Annotated in this window: 20 protein-coding genes, 1 pseudogene and 1 riboswitch; of the genes and pseudogenes, 16 read left to right on the top strand and 5 right to left on the bottom strand. The window is 59.3% G+C overall.

Going from position 1 to position 18,015, the window contains the following annotated elements; all coding sequences use genetic code 11:
* Positions 1–2 precede the first annotated feature (2 nt).
* A complete protein-coding gene (spoVAD, locus tag H4Q31_RS15055) occupies positions 3–1,034 on the bottom strand; it encodes a stage V sporulation protein AD (RefSeq protein ID WP_185179872.1) in 1,032 nt (343 codons plus the stop codon).
* A gap of 9 nt (positions 1,035–1,043) precedes the next feature.
* Entirely contained in the window at positions 1,044–1,520 is a 477-nt protein-coding gene (gene spoVAC, locus H4Q31_RS15060) for a stage V sporulation protein AC (protein WP_185179873.1), read from the bottom strand.
* A gap of 180 nt (positions 1,521–1,700) precedes the next feature.
* Between spoVAC and H4Q31_RS15065 the strand changes: the two genes are divergently transcribed.
* From H4Q31_RS15065 to H4Q31_RS15080, 4 genes are all read left to right on the top strand, one after another.
* Complete coding sequence (locus tag H4Q31_RS15065) at positions 1,701–1,907, top strand: DUF1657 domain-containing protein (protein ID WP_185179874.1); 207 nt, start codon at positions 1,701–1,703, stop codon at positions 1,905–1,907.
* Between the two features lie 234 nt (positions 1,908–2,141).
* Positions 2,142–3,212 carry an ABC transporter substrate-binding protein gene (locus H4Q31_RS15070; protein WP_185179875.1) on the top strand — a complete coding sequence of 357 codons (1,071 nt, stop codon included), beginning with the start codon at positions 2,142–2,144 and terminating at the stop codon, positions 3,210–3,212.
* Between the two features lie 72 nt (positions 3,213–3,284).
* Positions 3,285–4,223, top strand: a complete 939-nt coding sequence (locus H4Q31_RS15075) for an ABC transporter permease (protein WP_185179876.1) — start codon at positions 3,285–3,287, stop codon at positions 4,221–4,223.
* The gene (locus H4Q31_RS15080) at positions 4,216–5,010 is read left to right on the top strand and encodes an ABC transporter ATP-binding protein (RefSeq protein WP_185179877.1); all 795 of its coding nucleotides are present in this window, start codon (positions 4,216–4,218) and stop codon (positions 5,008–5,010) included. Before H4Q31_RS15075 ends, H4Q31_RS15080 begins: the two co-directional genes overlap by 8 nt.
* 115 nt (positions 5,011–5,125) lie before the next feature.
* Here the strand turns inward: H4Q31_RS15080 and H4Q31_RS15085 are convergent, their stop codons facing one another.
* On the bottom strand, positions 5,126–5,944 hold the full coding sequence (locus H4Q31_RS15085; protein ID WP_185179878.1) for a hypothetical protein: 819 nt from the start codon (positions 5,942–5,944) through the stop codon (positions 5,126–5,128).
* A 296-nt stretch (positions 5,945–6,240) separates the two neighbouring features.
* Between H4Q31_RS15085 and H4Q31_RS21990 the strand changes: the two are divergent.
* The 3 genes and pseudogenes from H4Q31_RS21990 to deoC form a co-directional block, all read left to right on the top strand.
* A pseudogene (locus tag H4Q31_RS21990) lies at positions 6,241–6,333 on the top strand (sigma factor-like helix-turn-helix DNA-binding protein); the annotation flags it as partial.
* A 169-nt stretch (positions 6,334–6,502) separates the two neighbouring features.
* Entirely contained in the window at positions 6,503–6,784 is a 282-nt protein-coding gene (locus H4Q31_RS21995) for a sugar-binding domain-containing protein (protein WP_376698254.1), read from the top strand.
* A gap of 24 nt (positions 6,785–6,808) precedes the next feature.
* Positions 6,809–7,498 (top strand): deoxyribose-phosphate aldolase, encoded by a 690-nt coding sequence (gene deoC, locus H4Q31_RS15095; protein WP_185179879.1) that lies wholly within the window; start codon positions 6,809–6,811, stop codon positions 7,496–7,498.
* 204 nt (positions 7,499–7,702) lie between these two features.
* Here the strand turns inward: deoC and H4Q31_RS15100 are convergent, their stop codons facing one another.
* Positions 7,703–7,918, bottom strand: coding sequence for a hypothetical protein (locus H4Q31_RS15100; protein ID WP_185179880.1), 216 nt, complete (start codon positions 7,916–7,918; stop codon positions 7,703–7,705).
* A 260-nt stretch (positions 7,919–8,178) separates the two neighbouring features.
* On the opposite strand from H4Q31_RS15100, the gene H4Q31_RS15105 reads away from it, so the two are divergent.
* The 9 genes from H4Q31_RS15105 (at position 8,179) to H4Q31_RS21805 (ending at position 17,764) form a co-directional block, all read left to right on the top strand.
* Positions 8,179–9,573 carry a hypothetical protein gene (locus tag H4Q31_RS15105; protein ID WP_185179881.1) on the top strand — a complete coding sequence of 465 codons (1,395 nt, stop codon included), beginning with the start codon at positions 8,179–8,181 and terminating at the stop codon, positions 9,571–9,573.
* Between the two features lie 209 nt (positions 9,574–9,782).
* On the top strand, positions 9,783–10,601 hold the full coding sequence (locus H4Q31_RS15110; protein WP_185179882.1) for a basic amino acid ABC transporter substrate-binding protein: 819 nt from the start codon (positions 9,783–9,785) through the stop codon (positions 10,599–10,601).
* Between the two features lie 69 nt (positions 10,602–10,670).
* The gene (locus H4Q31_RS15115) at positions 10,671–11,321 is read left to right on the top strand and encodes an amino acid ABC transporter permease (RefSeq protein ID WP_185179883.1); all 651 of its coding nucleotides are present in this window, start codon (positions 10,671–10,673) and stop codon (positions 11,319–11,321) included.
* Between the two features lie 12 nt (positions 11,322–11,333).
* A complete protein-coding gene (locus tag H4Q31_RS15120; protein ID WP_185179934.1) occupies positions 11,334–12,056 on the top strand; it encodes an amino acid ABC transporter ATP-binding protein in 723 nt (240 codons plus the stop codon).
* 106 nt (positions 12,057–12,162) lie between these two features.
* Positions 12,163–13,407 (top strand): DUF445 domain-containing protein, encoded by a 1,245-nt coding sequence (locus H4Q31_RS15125; protein ID WP_185179884.1) that lies wholly within the window; start codon positions 12,163–12,165, stop codon positions 13,405–13,407.
* 62 nt (positions 13,408–13,469) lie between these two features.
* Complete coding sequence (gene infC, locus H4Q31_RS15130) at positions 13,470–13,961, top strand: translation initiation factor IF-3 (protein WP_185179885.1); 492 nt, start codon at positions 13,470–13,472, stop codon at positions 13,959–13,961.
* Between the two features lie 65 nt (positions 13,962–14,026).
* A riboswitch (cyclic di-AMP (ydaO/yuaA leader) is annotated at positions 14,027–14,171 on the top strand.
* Between the two features lie 153 nt (positions 14,172–14,324).
* A complete protein-coding gene (locus H4Q31_RS15135; protein WP_185179886.1) occupies positions 14,325–14,993 on the top strand; it encodes an HAD family hydrolase in 669 nt (222 codons plus the stop codon).
* Between the two features lie 133 nt (positions 14,994–15,126).
* Positions 15,127–16,311: a mannitol-1-phosphate 5-dehydrogenase gene (locus tag H4Q31_RS15140; protein ID WP_185179887.1), complete on the top strand. Its 1,185-nt coding sequence runs from the start codon at positions 15,127–15,129 to the stop codon at positions 16,309–16,311.
* Positions 16,312–16,435: 124 nt separating this feature from the next.
* Entirely contained in the window at positions 16,436–17,764 is a 1,329-nt protein-coding gene (locus tag H4Q31_RS21805; RefSeq protein WP_281064874.1) for an acyl-CoA dehydrogenase family protein, read from the top strand.
* Between the two features lie 55 nt (positions 17,765–17,819).
* Here the strand turns inward: H4Q31_RS21805 and H4Q31_RS15150 are convergent.
* Positions 17,820–18,015: hypothetical protein (locus tag H4Q31_RS15150; RefSeq protein WP_185179889.1), on the bottom strand; the 196-nt coding region annotated here is incomplete at its 5' end.

Raw genomic sequence — 18,015 nt, forward strand, 5'->3', positions numbered from 1 at the left:
GTTCATCCTCCTTCCACGGGCGATTCAGGCACTGCTTCGATAGCCACAGCATGGGCGATGCCGGGGATCGACTCGCCCTGCTGAATGGCGAGCGGCGAATGCAGTGATCCCGTCGCGACGACGAGGATGCGCTTCAGCTCGCCCTTGCGCAGCTTGCGGATCAGATGCCCGTATGTGACGACGGCTGAGCAAGCGCATCCGCTCCCGCCGGCCTGCACCATCTGCTTGTCGTAGTCGTACAACATCATGCCGCAGTCGCGGAACCGGGTCTTGTGCATCGGAATGTTGTGCTTGTCGAACAGCTCGCTGGCGATATCGTGCCCGACTTTGGCAAGGTCGCCCGTAACGATCATGTCGTAGTGGTCCGGACCGACCTGCAGGTCGCGGAAGTGGGCGGTGATCGTATCGACGGCGGCAGGCGCCATAGCGGCTCCCATGTTGAACGGATCCTTGATGCCCATGTCGACGACGCGGCCGATCGTGGCGGCGACGACGACCGGTCCGCTGCCTGAACCCGCAACGACGGCGGCGCCGGAGCCCGTCGCGGTGTATTGTGCGGTCGGCGGCTTCTGCGACCCGTATTCGGTCGGATACCGGAACTGCTTCTCCGCGCTTGAGTTATGGCTGCAGGTGGCGGCCAGGACATGCTTCGCCCCGCCGGTGTCGATTAGGTACGAAGCCAGCGCCAAGCTCTCCATGGAAGTCGAGCAAGCGCCGAATACGCCGATATATGGAATCGTCAGCGTGCGGGAGGCGTAGCTGCTGCTCATAATCTGGTTCAGCAGATCGCCGCCGATATGGAATTGCACCTGTTCCTTCGTAATCCCCGCCCGCTCGATCGCGATCGTAGATGCTTCCTCCAGCAAGGTGCGCTCCGCCTTCTCCCAGCTGTCCTGTCCGATGAAGCTGTCGCCGTGGATGATATCGAAGTCTTCGGCTAGAGGCCCTCTGCCCTCGAACGGTCCGACGACCGCGGCCGTGGAGACGATGACAGGCTTATTGCGGAATACCCAGCTTTGATGACCCTTCAGCATGAGCGCCGGTCAACCTCCTTGGGTGAAAATGAAGCGAATGATCGCGATGATGAACGCCGCGACCGTGCCGAACACGATAACCGGTCCGGCCAGCTTGAACATGTTGCCGCCGACGCCCAGCACGAGGCCCTCGCTGCGATGCTCGATGGCGGTAGACGCCATGGAGTTGGCGAAGCCGGTGACCGGAACGGCGGAGCCGGCGCCGGCCCATTGGCCGAGCTTGTCGTAGACCCCTAAGCTGGTTAATACGACCGATGCGATAATAAGGATGGCGACGGTCGGGTCGGCCGCTTGCCGCTCCGTCATGCCCGCCCAATGAATGAGCATCTGCTGAATGCCTTGGCCGACCACGCAGATCAGCCCGCCGCACAGGAAGGCCTTCAGCGAGTTGGCCGCGACCGGCCGCTTCGGCATGCGGTCCAAGGCAAGACGCTGGTATTCCCGTTGAGTAGGCGTCAATTTCTTGATTGTCTTCTTGCTGACCATTCCTTGCTCCTCCTGCATGTCGTTTGCCAATTTGGCATTAGCGTTCCACGACGGCTGATTTTTACGACACAAAATTTCGGCTTTCTGGCAGCGGTTTAAGGTCATGAACTCGCCGGGGTTCGGGCATGTTATCTCTTGTCCTGCCTAAGGATATTCCGATGACAGAGGTGAGAACAAAGGATGACGGTCGCTTCTCAAGTTAAGACCTGCGTAGCTTCCTTGAAGAGCGCGCAAGCAAGCCTGGAGCAATTCGCCCTGAACACGCAGAACCAGGAAGCCAAGAATCTGTTCACGAACGCCGCGCAGCAGACGCAGCAGATCGTAACTCAAGTCGAATCCAGGGTGACGCAGTTGGAGAATGAGGAGCCTCAGTACAAGGGGTTCTAATGTAGAGGTCTATGAGTAACGGGTCCTGCGGCGACGCAGGACTCTCTATACATAGCGAATATAATGAAGAACCTAGCAGCGCAATATGTCTGCTAGGTTTCTTTGTTTGTTTACAAGATTTAAGCTTTGGCGCGTCGATTGAATGAAGATTCTCGTTGACGAGCGTTAGAGAGGAACCTTAAACTATAGAATAATAGTCAAAAAATTAAGAATTGATAGAGAAGGGGTAGACAAATGAAGAAAAGAATATTGGCTCCGCTGATGCTGTCGATCGCTATGCTGGCCATGGCGGGATGCGGGAAGACGGATAACAGCAGTTCAGGAGCGAGCTCGAGCCCAAGTTCCAGCCCATCCGCATCGGCTTCTGCAAGCGCTCCCGCGTCGGCGGATAAGACGTATTCGATCGCGATCTCTCAAATTCTGGAGCATCCTTCGCTAGATGCTACACGTGACGGCTTCATCGCCGCGTTGAAGGATGCCGGCATCGAGGAAGGCAAGAACTTGAAGATCGACTACAACAATGCCCAGAACGACATGAGCAACAATACATCGATCGCGCAGAAGATCGCTTCGGAGAAGTACGATGTGGTGCTCGCGATCGCCACGCCGTCCGCGCAGGCGGTCGTGCAGAACGTCAAGAATTCGCCGATCTTGTTCGCAGCCGTTACCGATCCGCTGGACGCGAAGGTCGTGACGGATCTGGAGCATCCGGGCGGCAACGTCTCCGGCGCTTCGGACACGAACCCGGCGGCGATCACGCAGCTGATGGACTTCATCGCCTCCGACTTCCCGAACGTGAAGACGGTAGGCGTCGTTATCAACGAAGGCGAGCCGAACGCCGTTATCATGACGAAGCAGGCGGAAGAAGCGCTGGCGGCTCACGACATTAAGCTGGTGAAGGCGGCGGTCTCTAATACGTCCGAAGTGAAGCAGGCGACGGAGTCGCTGATCGGCAAGGCGGACGCGATCTACATTACGCTTGACAATACGGTCGTCGGCTCCGCGGACACGATCATCCAGATCGCGAACGAGAAGAAGATTCCGTTCTTCTCCAGCGACCGGGATACGGTCGAGAAGGGCGCCTTCGCGACGGTCGGGTTCAAGTATTACGACCACGGCTACCAAGTAGGCCAGATGGCGGTCGAGATCTTGAAGAACGGCAAGAACGTCGGCGATCTGCCGGTTAAGATGCAGGAGAAGCTGGATCTGATCTTGAACCTGAAGGCAGCCGAAGCGCAGGGCATTACAGTGACCGACGCCATGAAGAGCAAGGTGCAGGATCCGGACAACAACATCATTCAGTAGAACCGCACGATCACAAGCGGGTGTGAACGGTTATCGTTCACACCGCTTGTCGCTTATGAAGGAGGCTTGCAGATGCTGGATTCGATCTATGGAGCGATTGAGCTAGGGTTAATGTACGCGCTGATGGCGCTGGGAGTCTATATTACGTTCCGCATTCTCGACTTTCCCGATCTGACTGTCGACGGGAGCTTCGCGACGGGAGCCGCCATCGCGGCGGTGATGATCACGCACGGCTATCATCCGCTGATCGCGACGTTGGCAGCTTTCGGCGGCGGTCTGTTGGCGGGCGTCTGCACCGGCTTGCTGCATACGAAGGGGAAGATCAACGGGCTCCTCTCCGGTATTCTGATGATGATCGCTCTCTATTCGATCAACTTGCGCATTACGGGCAAGCCAAACACTTCGCTGATCGGCGAATCGACGATCTTCTCGTCGGTCGCTTCGACGACATGGCTGTATATTGTCGTCTTGCTCGCAGTTGCGGTTGCGTTCATGCTGCTGCTCAACGCCTTCCTGCATACCGACCTCGGCCTGGCGCTGAGGGCCACCGGAGACAACGATCGGATGATCCGCAGCTTCGGCGCGAATACGGACCGGACGAAGATCATCGGCATCGCCTTGTCGAACGGGCTGGTCGCCTTGTCCGGCGCTATGATCGCCCAAGACGGCGGATATGCCAATAATTCGATGGGCATCGGGATGATCGTGATTGGACTTGCTTCTGTCATTATTGGCGAAGCGATCTTCGGGGCGAAGAACGTCGTTCGTGCGACGCTGGCCGCTCTGCTCGGCTCGATCGTATACCGGATCGTCATCGCGCTGGCGCTCAGAGCCGACTGGCTGCATCTGAATGCTTCCGATCTGAAGCTGATCACCGCCATTATCGTTATTATCGCACTCGTCATTCCAACGGCGCGCCGGGCACTCAAGCAGAGAAGTCTCGCGCGCAAGCGTTCCGTTGAGTTGGCGGCAGAGGTTATGGGCCGGAGAGGGGGACAAGTGGATGCTTGACATCAAGAACGTCACGAAGCTGTTCAATCCGGGTACGCCGGACGAGAAGGCTGCGCTTGTCGACATCCGGCTCTCGCTGAAGGAAGGCGACTTCGTGACTGTTATCGGGAGCAACGGCGCCGGCAAGTCGACGCTGATGAACATCATCTCCGGCGTCATGAAGCCGGATATCGGCGAAGTGAGCATCGACGGGACGAAGGTCTCTTCCTCATCCGAATATCAGAGAAGCCGCTGGATCGGACGAGTGTTCCAAGATCCGATGGCGGGCACGGCGCCGCATATGACGATCGAGGAGAATCTGGCGATCGCTTATCGCCGCGGCCGCAGACGAGGGCTGTCTTGGGGCGTGAATGCCGCGAAGCGCAAGCTGTTCAGCGAGCAGCTCGAGCGGCTGGGCATCGGCTTGGAGAATCGCCTCAAGGCGAAGGTGGGCCTGCTGTCGGGAGGCGAGCGGCAAGCGCTCAGCCTGCTCATGGCGACGTTCACGCAGCCGCAGATTCTGCTGTTGGACGAGCACACGGCTGCGCTTGACCCTGCGCGCGCCGAACTGATCACGAAGCTGACCGAGCGGGTCGTCCGTGAGATGAAGCTGACGACGCTCATGGTCACGCACAACATGGAGCAGGCCATTCGTCTCGGCAACCGCCTGATCATGATGGATAAGGGCCGCATCATCCTCGATATTCCGGAGGAACGGAAGGAGCATCTGACGGTGGATCAGCTGCTAGGCGAATTCGAGCAGATCAGCGGCCACAAGCTGGCTGACGATCGAATCGTCTTGGGCTAGCGCATCTATAAGCAAGTGGGAGAAAGCCTGCCGGCAGCGGCAGGCTTTCTTGTCTTGACGAGCGAAAGTTCGGGTAAATGGTGGCGGGAGGCTCGCGCCTCGCGAGGGACTCAAGTTATTTGGGCAGCTGAGACTTCGCCTTGGCGATAATGTCCGTAATATCCCGTTCGTAGCCGTATACCTTCTCCTTGTACGCGATTAGCTGGCGATAGAGGGTCAGCATGTTGGACAGTGAGCTTGCTACTGTCTTGGCATCCCCATTCTTGACAACCTGAGCGAACGTCTTGTTAGCTGTCGATAGGGCGTTCTTGCTCGCTGTGACGGAGCTCTTTGAGGCTCTCATCCTGACATTGACTGCCGTGATGCCGTCCAGCGTCGCGCGGACCGTCTTGCCCTTCTTCGAAGCGGCGTCCTTCGCGGCTTTGTACTCGTCATCGCGCTTCTTGATCTCCGATTTGGCGGCTTGAACGCCAGGCTTCAGCAGATCAGCCTGCGTCTGAAGCAGCTTCGCAAGCTCCTTGCTCTTGAGGGCTTTGGCTGCGCTGATCTGTTTGGTTAACATCGAATACTTGTCCAGCATCGGCTGATAACGGTCGCGAGTCTGCTTCGCTTGCGCGGACAGCGAGTCAAGCTTGGCGGCGTCGATCTGCTTGATGCTGCTGTTCGCGGCGCTAAGCGTTGCCGCGTTGTTGTTGTGCAATGCCTTCGTCTGCATATCCAAGCGGTTCTCTTTGTATTGCAGCTCTGCGAGATCGTTGTACAGTCCCTTTAGCTTCATTCGCTGCGTGCTGTCTAAGCCCGCCACGAGCTTGTCCCAAGACTTCTTCGTCGTCGAGGTCCACGAGACCGATGCAGCCGCGTACCCTTCGAGGGGGAGCGACAGCGTCAGCATAACAACGAGCAATAGCGCGGCGAATCCACGGTAGTTCTTCATACTTCATTCCTCCAATCGAATTTGTTAATCGACACAACCGACAAAAAAAGCACCTGCAAGAAAAGCCGCTAGGGCCCTTCTTGACAGGTGCTTCCTGATTTGGATATGGGAACTCTTGTTCTTGATTCTACGCTTTGAGCTTCCTTCCGTCAAGTCCAAAATTGCGGCCGGCGAATCGCTTAGGTCGGGCGTGGTTGACGATGCATGCGATGGAGTGCTTTAACGCGTCGATTGCTCTCTCGTATTGATGGGGCTATAATGAATGAAAAATTGTGCATTTCGAAAGAAACTAATATTTGAGGAACGCTCAGACGGCCGGCTGGCTCGAGAACTACAGCCAGCAAGAGATCGCCGATAAATTCGGGGTCTCCCGTCCGACCGTGTCCCGGTTCCTGCAGCAAGCGAAGGATGAGGGATACGTTCAGATTCGAATACTGGATCCCAATTGGAACAACTGGAGTCTGGCTTCCCAGATCGAACGGAAATTCGGTCTTCGCAAAGCGTTGATCGTCTCCGCGCCTCAATACGAGGATGCGATCATTAAGAAGTACCTGGGCATTGCGGCCGTCAAGCAAGCGATTGAATCGGACTGGCACATCCGCAACATTTTGGACTTGGGCAACCCATTATATCGATTCGAACGGCAACATTATTGCGGAACACCTGAACCAACGCGCGATCGGCATCGACCTGGAGGAGCTGCGGCGCAAGGACCAATCGATTCTGGTGGCCGGCGGGGCGGAGAAGGTGGCCGGCATCGCCGGCGCGCTTCGCGGCAAATACGCGAACGTGCTGATTACCGATCTGTTCACGGCAAAATACTTGTTGGAGCAAGAATAAGACGAATAGCGAGGATGGAAGAACATGACGGAACAAGGACAACTGACGAATCAACAATTGGCGGGCTATATCGACCACACGCTGCTGAAGCCGGAGGCGGCGAAGGATGCGGTGGTGAAGCTGTGCGAAGAGGCGAAGACGCACCATTTCGCTACCGTATGCGTCAACCCGGGCTGGGTCTCCTTGGCGGCGGAGCAGTTGAAGGGAAGCGGTGTCGGCATTACGACGGTTATCGGGTTCCCGCTGGGCGCGACGACGACCAAGTCGAAGACGGCGGAGACGCTGGACGCGCTTGATAACGGAGCGACCGAGATCGATATGGTGCTGAACGTCGGCGCGCTGAAGTCGGGAATGGACGATCTGGTCGAGAAGGATATCGCGGCCGTCGTCGAAGCCAGCCGCGGGCGCGCAGCGGTGAAGGTGATTCTGGAGACGGGGCTGTTGACGGACGAGGAGAAAGTGAAGGCTTGCCAGCTGAGCGTGGCTGCGGGCGCAGACTTCGTGAAGACGTCGACCGGCTTCGGTCCCGGCGGGGCGACGGTGGAAGACATCGCGCTGATTCGCCGGACCGTAGGCCCGGACATCGGCGTCAAGGCGTCCGGCGGCGTGCGCGATGCAGCCGCGTGCCGCGCGATGATCGCCGCAGGCGCGACGCGCATCGGCGCAAGCTCCGGCGTCGCGATCGTCAGCGGCGGCGAGGGCTCGGGCTACTAAGCCGGCGGAGCGCGGCAAAAGTAGGTGGCGTGCGCCGTGCGCTGAGGTATTTGTCTTAAACAAATCAGGGGATGCTCGATCAGAGAGCATCCCCTTGGTATAAGTCGCAACCCCGCCGCAGCTCGCGCTACAACCTCGCGCCAACTCCGACTCAGCGCAGCTCAACCTCGCACCAAATCTGGCTAACATCGTCTCGGCCAAGCCTCAACCCCGCCGAAGCTCGAAGAATTCGCACTCCCCGCGCGAGTAGTACGTCAGGTCGCTGACGTTGGACTGCAGTACGACCGTCGTCTCGTCGAAGCGCACGATGATGCTGCCGCTCTCCACCAAGTGATCGTCCTTGAACACCCGCAGACGGGTCCGGTTCGCTGCGGCTTCCTCGAAGTCCCGGTCAGTCAACAGCTTGCGATTGATCGCCAACCTATTCTCCCCCTAACCTATTCCCTATGATCCACGCCTTCAAATAAGAGGACTATATCAAATACGCGCCTATCGCACAAGAACGATCGACGAGGTGTCTCGGCGGCAGCAGGCATCTACATCCATCGACAGCCCCCACACATAACGGTGGAGAACAGACCGCCAGCAGCCGCTGACTGGCATCGTTCGACGGCGACATTCATCCCTATGCCTCTGCCTACATACAATGTATAACTTCTGAGGAAGGGTAGGGTTAAGGGATGAACATCGAGTTAACTTCCCTGCATTGGGTCTATCTGGCGTTCATCGTCTTCGTTCTCATTACGCTGATCAGGCGCCGGGATACGACGATGGTGTGCATCGCCGGCATTCTGGTACTTGCGCTCATCGCCACCGAGAGCTTGAGCGGATCGGTATCGGGCATCTTCAACAGCTTCATCTATGCGACCAAAGAACTGCTTGGCACGATCTTCATCATCTCGATCGTCGTGTCGATGAGCCGCGTCATGATCCGTACGGGCATCAACGAGATCATGGTTGCGCCGCTAACCCGCTTCATGCGAACGCCTGCACTCGCCTTCTGGGGCATTGGCCTCATCATGATGGTCTCCTCGTTCTTCTTCTGGCCATCGCCGGGTGTCGCCTTGATTGGAGCGGTGCTGCTGCCCGCCGCTGTTCGAGCCGGATTGCCGGCGCTTGGCGCTGCCATCGCGATGAACCTGTTCGGCCACGGCATTGCGCTCTCCGGCGACTATATCATCCAGGGAGCGCCGAAGCTGACGGCGGACGCGGCGGGCTTGCCTGTGTCCGAGGTGATGAATGCGAGCGTTCCGCTCGTCATCGTGATGGGCGCGGTCACGACGGCCGTTGCCTTCTGGATGATGCAGCGGGATCGCAAGAAGGGGACTTGGCGCGACGGTCTCGTTGAGGGCGGGGCGACGCTCGCCTCGGACGCCAATTCCATCGCCCTTCCGCTGCGGGTCAAGCAATGGGCGGCCGCGATCATCCCGATTCTGTTCCTCTTGGATGTCGTTGCGATGTTCGTCTTCAACCTGACGGGCGGCGACGCCACCGCGCTCGTCGGCGGCACCGCCATTCTGATCCTCGTCGTCCTCACGCTGATCGCCCATCGCAACCAAGGCATCGAGGAAGTGACCTCCTACTTCATCGAAGGCCTCCAATTCGGCTTCAAAATATTCGGCCCGGTCATTCCGATCGCCGCCTTCTTCTACTTGGGAGACGCGGCGTTCACCGAATTGCTGGGCAGCCATCTGCCGGAAGGGTCGAACGGCATCGTGAATGACCTCGGCGTGGCGCTCGCCAATACCGTCCCGGTTAATGGAGTCGTCGGCTCTATCACGCTCACCGTCACCGGCGCGATTACCGGGCTGGACGGCTCCGGCTTCTCCGGCATCTCGCTGGCGGGATCGGTCGCTCAGATGTTCGCCGCAGCCATCGGATCGGGCGCGGCGACGCTGACGGCGCTGGGCCAAGTGGCGGCGATCTGGGTAGGCGGGGGGACGCTCATCCCTTGGGCGCTCATTCCGGCGGCGGCCATCTGCGGCGTCAGCCCGTTCGAGCTGGCGAGACGGAACCTGAAGCCGGTGCTGATCGGGCTTGGCGTCACGACGATCGCGGCGATGTTCCTCGTCTGAGCGGGAGCTTCCAGACTTTCAGGCTTTCCAACTCCTATAGCAATACAGAGACGGCGAGAGCTTATAAGCTGCTTGCCGTCTTTGGCGTGTTACATATAGTACCGCCGAATTGGCGAAATATCGCTATTCTTGCATTTTTTGATTGCCGGAATGGTGGCTGACTGATAGTATAATGTTAAAATTATTCACACATTTATGGGGGTAAAGCGATGAAGAAATTTTCGATTCTATTAATTGCGCTGGCGCTCATTCTGGTAGCTGCCGGCTGCGGCAAGAAGAATAGCGAGTCGGGCGCTTCCGGCGGGGACTCCGACGTCGTCATCAGGGTCGGCACCGATGCCAGCTACGCGCCGATGGAGAACATGGACAAGGACAAGATCGTCGGCTTCGACGTGGACTTCCTGGACGCGGTCATGAAGGAAGCGGGACTGTCGTACAAGCTGGAGAACTCGGGCTGGGACCCGCTCTTCATCGAGCTGGACAAAGGCAGCAGCAGCGCTTACGACGCCGGGATCTCCGCTGTCTCGATCACGGATGACCGCAAGCAGACATATGACTTCTCCATTCCGTATTACGAATCGCGCAACATGATTTTGACCCGGGAAGACAGCACGATTCAGAGCGCTCTGGACCTGAAGGACAAGAAGGTCGCGGTTCAAGGGGCGACGACGGCAGACGATCTGATGAAGAGCATCATGGGCGAGACCAATACGAACCTGAAGCGCTTCGACAGCAATACGCTGGCGCTGATGGAGCTGCAGAACAAAGGCGTTGACGCGGTCGTTGCCGATAACGCCATCGTACTGGAATACGTGAAGAACAATCCGGACCAGAAGTTCAAGACGATCGAAGATAAGACCAATTTCGCTCCGGAATATTACGGCATCATTTTCCCGAAGGGCAGCGACCTGAAGGCGAAGCTGGATCCGGCGATTGAGAAGGTGCGGTCCAGCGATACGTACAAAGAGATCTACAAGAAGTGGCTGGGTACAGAGCCGGACACGACGACCCTCTTGCAACAGAAGTAATTCCGGCTCTAGCGTCGTGCGAAGCAAGGACAAGACGTCACACGCATAGGGTGCGGAGGAGAAGGTGCTATGGGATTTAGATTCGACATCATCTGGGATTATGCGCCTTTGATCTTGAGAGGGACGGGAATAACGGTCGGCATCTCGCTGGCTTCGATCGTGCTGGGAGCGATTCTCGGGCTAGGGATCGGATTCGGGAAAATGTCGCGTTATGCGCTCATCTCATGGCCGGTCAGCGCATACATCAACTTTTTCCGGGGAACGCCGCTGCTCGTCCAAATCATGATCGTGCATTTCGGCCTCATACCCGCCATTCTGGGACAGTCCAACGCGATCGTCGCAGCGGTCGTCGCGCTGTCGCTCAATTCGGCGGCTTACACGGCGGAGATCTACCGGGCCGGCATCCAATCGATTGACGCGGGCCAGCGCGAAGCCGCGCAGTCGCTTGGGATGAGACCTTGGCAAGTGATGCGTCACGTCATCCTGCCGCAGGCGGTCAAGCGGATGATCCCGGCATTCGGCAACGAGTTCATCGTGCTCGTGAAGGACTCTTCCTTGGTCGCTTATATCGCGGTTCCCGAGATCATGTACTGGAGCAACGCCATCAAAGGCCAGTATTACAAGGTTTGGGAGCCTTATCTGACGGCTGCCGCGATCTACTTCGTTCTGACGTATTCGCTCAGCAAGCTGCTGCAGTACGTGGAGAGGAGGATGAAGTAAGTGGCGGAACCGATCATTAAAGTAAGAGGCCTCTCGAAGTCGTTCGGCTCGAACGTCGTGCTCGGCGGCATCGATCTGGATGTGGCCCGGCAGGAAGTGGTCGTCGTCATCGGCCCTTCCGGCTCTGGCAAGTCCACCTTGCTTCGCTGCCTGAACCTGCTGGAGCACCCTGACGGCGGGGATATCGAGATCGAAGGACAATCGCTCTTGGAGAGCAAGTCCAAGCTGTACGAGATTCGCACGGAAGTCGGGATGGTGTTCCAACGGTTCAACTTGTTCCCGCACATGTCGGTGCTGGACAACATTACATTGGCCCCCATCCGCGTGCGCAAGCGGCCGAAGGACAAGGCGGAGAGCATCGCGAGGGAGCTGCTGCGCAAGGTCGGCCTGGAGGAGAAGGCGGATGCCCGCCCCGATTCGCTGTCCGGCGGCCAGGCGCAGCGCGTGGCGATTGCCCGGGCGCTTGCGATGGAGCCAAAGATCATGCTATTCGACGAGCCGACGTCTGCGCTTGACCCCGAGATGGTGGGGGAAGTGCTGGCGGTCATGAAGGAGCTCGCGGCAGAGGGGATGACGATGGTGATCGTCACCCACGAGATGGGCTTCGCCCGCGAAGTCGGCGACCGCGTGCTGTTCATGGAACAAGGCGGCATCGTGGAAGAAGGCGCTCCGCAGGAGCTGTTCGAGTCTCCGAAGCAGGAGCGGACGAGGCTGTTCCTGTCCAAGGTGAGGTAGAACTGCGCAACGCAAGGCAAGGCTAGAAACCATCCTTTGATCGCGTACCCGTCTTCGGGGTAGAATAAGAGATAGAGAGACTACCCCAGAGTCGAAGGAGCTAACGATGGCTAGACAACCGAAGCATACGGCAATCCTGTCGCTTGGCGTGATGGCGGCAGGATTTGCTTTGACTTTTCCTATTGCGGACTTCGTCGCGGGCAAGCTGCTGCATGGCGGGTTCGAGGCGGGGCTCGTCGGCGGCTTGGCCGACTGGTTCGCCGTGACGGCGCTGTTCCGCCGGCCGCTCGGCCTGCCGATTCCGCACACCGCGCTGCTGCCGCGCAACCGCGACAAGGTCGTTCGTTCGCTCGTGAACGTGATGGAGAACGAATTCCTGACCAAGGACAGCATTAAGTCCAAGGTGAACGGCTATTTGACGCCGGAGCGGATGCTCGGGCTGGCGGAGCGGCATCTGGACGACGGCGTGCGAGCGGCGGTTCAAATAAGCGACTACGCGCTGCGGCAGCTGCCTCTGGAGCGCATCGTGCCTGTGCTGGCGCGGGAGCTGCGCGGCCTGCTTGGCAGGCTGGATACGGCGGCGCTGCTGCGGCTTGCGAGCGAGGCGACGATCTCCCGCGGCTTGGACGAGAAGGCGCTGCTGTTCCTGCTCGCGAAGGCGGAGGGGTTCGCCGCCAGCGATTCCGTGCGGCGGCAGCTCGGCGCGATGGCTGCGCAATCGCTCGCCAATGTTCAGGCGAAGGGCTTCATGGGCTTCGCCGTCGGCGCGTTCGCCGGCTTCATGAGCGAGGAGAAGCTGGGCGACATGCTGCAGAACGCGCTTCTGTCCAACCTGCGGAGCATGCAGGCCTATCCGGACCATCCGCTGCGGCAGCTCATTCTCGCCGAGCTGCGCCGGGCGATCGAAGGACTGCCGGCGAACGAGACGGCGCTTCGCGAGCTGAACGCGGCGAAGGAGCAGCTGCCGGATCGGCTCAATCTGGAGGTGCATCTGCTCAGATGGGGCGAGGAGCTGCGCAGCCGAACGCTGGCGTACATTGAGGATGGCCGGTTCGCAGACAAGGTCGTCCGTCCGGCGCTCGCCTCGCTGGTTGAGCGGTACAAGAACGGTCCCGATTCGCTCGTTCCCGCGCTGGCATGGCTGCAGGAGCGAATCGCGGGTATCGTGGACGAGAATCATTCCCGGATCGGGCAGCTGGTGCGCGAGAATCTGGACAAGCTGGACAATGCGACGCTGATCAAGATGATCGAGGAGAAGGTCGGCGGCGACCTGCAGTGGATTCGCGTCAACGGCGCCGTCTGCGGCTTCCTGATCGGCCTCGTGCTCGAAGGGATCAACCTGGTGTCTTGATCTGCGCAGCCTCATGCCGGCGATGCAGGTCATGAGGCTAGAAAGATGGTGATTGTTAGAACATGATTATGAACGAACAGATTAGAGCATCGGAAGTGCGTTTGACCGGCTTGGACGGGGAGGATCTGGGCGTCGTCTCCCGCGCGGAAGCGTTGGAGCTGGCGCGCATGCACAAGGTGGATCTGGTGTGCACCTCGCTGCTCAGCAGTCCGCCGCCGTGCCGGCTTATCGCCCGCGGCGCGGCGAAGGAGCGCGAGAGCCGGCAGCGCAAGGAAGAGCGGGTGCAGGAGCACGGTCCGAGAACAAAAGAAATTCGCCTCACCCCGCGGATCGAGGATCACGATTACGAGACGAAGCTTCGCCAGGCAGAGAAGCTGCTGCAAGGCGGCCATGCCGTTCAGCTTGTCGTCAAGCTGGCCGGCTCCAAGGAAGGCGCGTCAGCCAAGGAACTGCTGGAGCGGCTAAGCAAGGAGCTGTCGACCTTCGGTCGGAAGGAGACGGGTATTCAAGTCAGCGGCAAGCAAGCGGCGGTTCGACTGCTGCCCATTGTGTGATATTAACGTTAGATATTATTACAATTACAGTAAACTTAATTGACTCATTGGCTGACTCGCGTTATGATGAATATACGCTTAATTTCCAACCGTTCCGTTGGAAAGCGGGGGAACCAATCTTTGGGGCGAATCGAACGGCGTTGATGCCGTCCGTAGGGTACCATCTACCCGAGTCCGTCAGCTAACCTCGTCAGCAGAAGGTGGGTCAGCGCTTTTTTAATTTATTCGATGCGAAGCCGGGACCCTGACAAGGGGTCCTTTTGTTATCTTATCACGCTGCGCTCCTTCTGCTTGACGGTAACTGTCCCTGCCCGGCAGCCGGCCGGAGCGAATCACAACGAGCATATGTGAGGAGGATGACACATGATCAAGGCGCTTATCTTCGACTTTGATGGCACAATTATTGACACGGAGACAGCCTGGTATGCCGCGTTTCGGGAAGCTTATCAACAATATGAGGTTGAACTGACGCTGGAGATGTATTCGCGTTGCATCGGCACGAGCCTGCATGTCTTTAACCCTTATGAATACCTCATGACGGATCTCGGACTTCCGATTGACAAGGAGTCCTTCGCGTCGGCTGTACGCGTCCGGCATGCCGAGCTGATGAGCCGGGAGCAGGTTCGACCCGGCGTCGCCGATTACCTGGAGCAGGCGCGGGAGCGCGGCCTGAAGATCGGGCTGGCGACGAGCTCGAAGCGGGATTGGATCGACGAGCACATGGAGCGGCTGGGCATCGGACACTACTTCGAGTGCATCTCGACGGCTGACGATGTAGCGCGCGTGAAGCCGGATCCGGAGTTGTATCTCCGGACGCTGGCAGGGCTCGGCGTGGAAGCGCATGAAGCGGTGGCGCTGGAGGATTCGCCCAATGGGGCGAAGGCGGCGGTAGCTGCGGGAATTCCGTGCGTGTTGGCGCCGAACGAGATTACCTGGACGCTGGCATTTCCGTCCGAAGGGATCTTGTGCCGCGTGAATCGGCTAAGCGAGCTGGCGTTCGAGACGTTGGTGACCGAGGCCTCCGGCGTCTGACCGGAGCCTGATCGGTTCGGAGCGTAAGCCTCCTTAGATGGCGAACGCTTCATGGGCTAAATTTTTAGAATAATCAATTATTAATGTCGTTTAGGGGTGAGAACGAGCTCCATCAGGAGAGGAGAGATTCGCCATGCTGGGAGCCAATGAGAGAAGAGTGGCCGTTCATTTCGGCGCGGGTAATATCGGGAGGGGCTTCATCGGACAGATGCTGTCCCGCTCCGGCTTCGAAGTCGTCTTCGTGGCCCGTAATGAGGAGCAGGTCGCGCTGCTGAAGCAGCAGAGGCAATACACGGTAACGCTGGCAAGCGAGCGGGAGGAGGAAGAGATCGTTCGCAATGTGACGGCGGTCCATATTCGGAACGCGGCGGCGGTGAAGGAGAGCATCGCCGAGGCTGACGTCGTCACGACGGCTGTGGGGGAATCAGCGCTTCCCCACATTGCGAGACCGCTGGCGGAAGGCATCGAATTCCGCTTGGCGAACCACGAGCGGCCGCTGCGGATTATCGCCTGCGAGAATGCGGTGAAGGGCAGCTCCAAGCTGCGCAAGTGGGTGTATTCCCATCTGACGGAAGCGGCCAAGGAGAAAGCCGAACGCTGCGTCGTCTTTCCGAATGCGATCGTTGACCGGATCGTGCCGCCGCAGATCGGAGATGACACGCTTGGGGTGAAGGTGGAGCCGTTCAGCGAATGGCTGGTGGAGCACGATCACGGTGCGGGACGCGAGCCGCTCAGTATCGCCGGCGTTCAGTACGTGCGCGCGTTGGAGCCCTATGCGGAGCGGAAGCTGTACACTGTCAACGCCGGACATTGCTGCGCTGCGTATCTTGGTTACTTGGCCGGGTATCGGACCATTCCGGAGGCGATGCGGGACGAACGGATCCGGCGCGCCGTGGAAGGCGTTATGCGCGAGACCGGCAGGCTGCTCGTTCACCGGTACAATTGGAACGAAGAGGAACATCTGCGCTATATTCGCAAATCTCTTCAACGCTTCGCCAATCCCCGCATCAACGATAAAGTGACGCGTGTCGCCCGCTCGCCGCTGCGGAAGCTGGCTGCCTCGGACCGTCTCGTCCGTCCGGCGGTGCAAGCGTCTGCGCTCGGCATGGAGATTCCTCATCTGGTCTCGCTGATCTCCGCTGCGCTGTTATTCGACTTCGATCAAGATCCGGAGGCGGTTAGGCTTCAGTCGCTTATTCGGGATCGGGGCGTGCGGGACGTCATTCGCAACCATATGGGCATTCACGAGCATCATCCGCTGCATTACCGGCTCACTGCGCATTTCGAGAAGCTGCGGGAAGGAAGACGGGAGCGCTAAGCGGGGAGAAGATCGCTGCGATGCATGTCCCCGTCATATGACTAAAGCCTTAGCCTGTATTATACTGGGCTGAGGCTTGTTTTTGAGTATTGAGAACGGAGTCGGGGGAGGATGGCGGAGCGTGATGAAGGCGGAATTGTTCCTTAATGACGAGGCGACTGTTGGGAAAATAAGGGGGGCTTCGCTGCGGATGGAGCAGCGAGGCGAGATCGAGGATTGGCTGCTGGAGCTGACCTATGACGCCAAGCTGTTTAAGCTGTTCGTGCCGCGCGAGCTTGGCGGGCTGGCTGCCGGGCTGCCGGAGGCGCTGCGCGTGTTCGAGCGCGCGTCCTGGGCTGACGGCGCCTATGGCTGGCTCGTGACAATCGGCGCGGGCGGCGGCTTCTTCAGCGCTGCCCTGCCGGAGCTGGAGGCGGCGCAATTGTTCTCGCCGCGCGAGGCTGTACTGGCGGGCAGCGGCATGCCGACCGGAACGGCGAAGCCGGTCGCCGGCGGGTTCGTGGTGAATGGCCGCTGGAAGTTCTGCAGCGGCTCGACGTTCGCCAGCTTCTTCACGGCGAACTGCTGGATTGAGCGGGATGGCGCGAACGGCACGGGCGACGAACCGGCGGATGCAGGTCATCCGGCGGTTGAGGGCGATGGGGCTGAGCGCGGGGAGCAGTACGAACGCAGCGCAGCATCGGGCCGAGAGCTTCGCTCGTTCGCTTTCTTGCCGGAGCAGGTGGAGATCGTCCGCGACTGGAACCCGCTTGGCATGCGGGCGACGGCCAGCCATTCGATCATCGTGCGGGATGCTATCGTGCCGGAGAAGTTGACGTTCGACCTCGCTGCGGAGCCTAGGCTTGGGCATCCAATCTACCGGATGCCATTCCTCGTGTTCGCGCAGGCGTCGTTCGCGGCCGTCGCGATTGGGGTGGCGCGCCACTACTTGGAGGAGGCGCGGGCATTCGCGGAGCTGAAGGCGCCGGAGTGGCGCGCCGGAAGCCCGCGCCGGCTCGAAGCGCTGCTAGTCGCGATCGAGGCGGCGGAAGCGAGGCTAGGCGAAGCGGCTGAACGGTTCTATGCGGAAGCGGCGTCCGCTTGGGCCGCGTTCGCGGCGGGCTGTTGCGCAGCGGCGGGCGCGGATTGCGACGCGGCGGAGGCAGGGCGGCAGGCGAATTGCGACGCGGCGGAGGCGCAGCTACAGGCGGAGGCGCAGCTACAGGCGGACTGCGGCACGGCGGTGGCGAGGCGGCAGGCGAATTGCGACGCGGCGGTGGCGCGGCTACAGGCGGATGAGTGCTGGGCTGCAGCTGCGCGTGCAAGCGTGGATGCGGCCGAAGCCGCTCGAATTGGCGCGCAGGCAGTGTTCCCGCTGCTAGGCATGACGGCGCTGTTGAGCGATCATCCGCTAAGCCGGACATGGCGTGACCTGCATACGGTGACGCAGCACTCCGTTCTGTTGTCGCTGTAGCTTCTTAAACGAATCAACGAGAGACCGGTTTGACCGGAGCCCGATGGGATTTCCTCTAGCTCCCGGCACAAGCCGGTTTTTTTAGTTTGTTTTGCGCGTTCTCATCCGTGAAGAAGTCGAACAGATCGCCTACATCCATGCGAATGCGATGATTCGGACAGAAGAAGTCGATTGGATCGACTACATTGGCTAGAATATGGTGTTTCGGGCGGAAGAAGTCGATTAGATCGACTACATGTGCGCCAACCGCC

It is taken from the genome of Cohnella lubricantis (assembly GCF_014212015.1).
GTDB lineage: Bacteria > Bacillota > Bacilli > Paenibacillales > Paenibacillaceae > Cohnella > Cohnella lubricantis.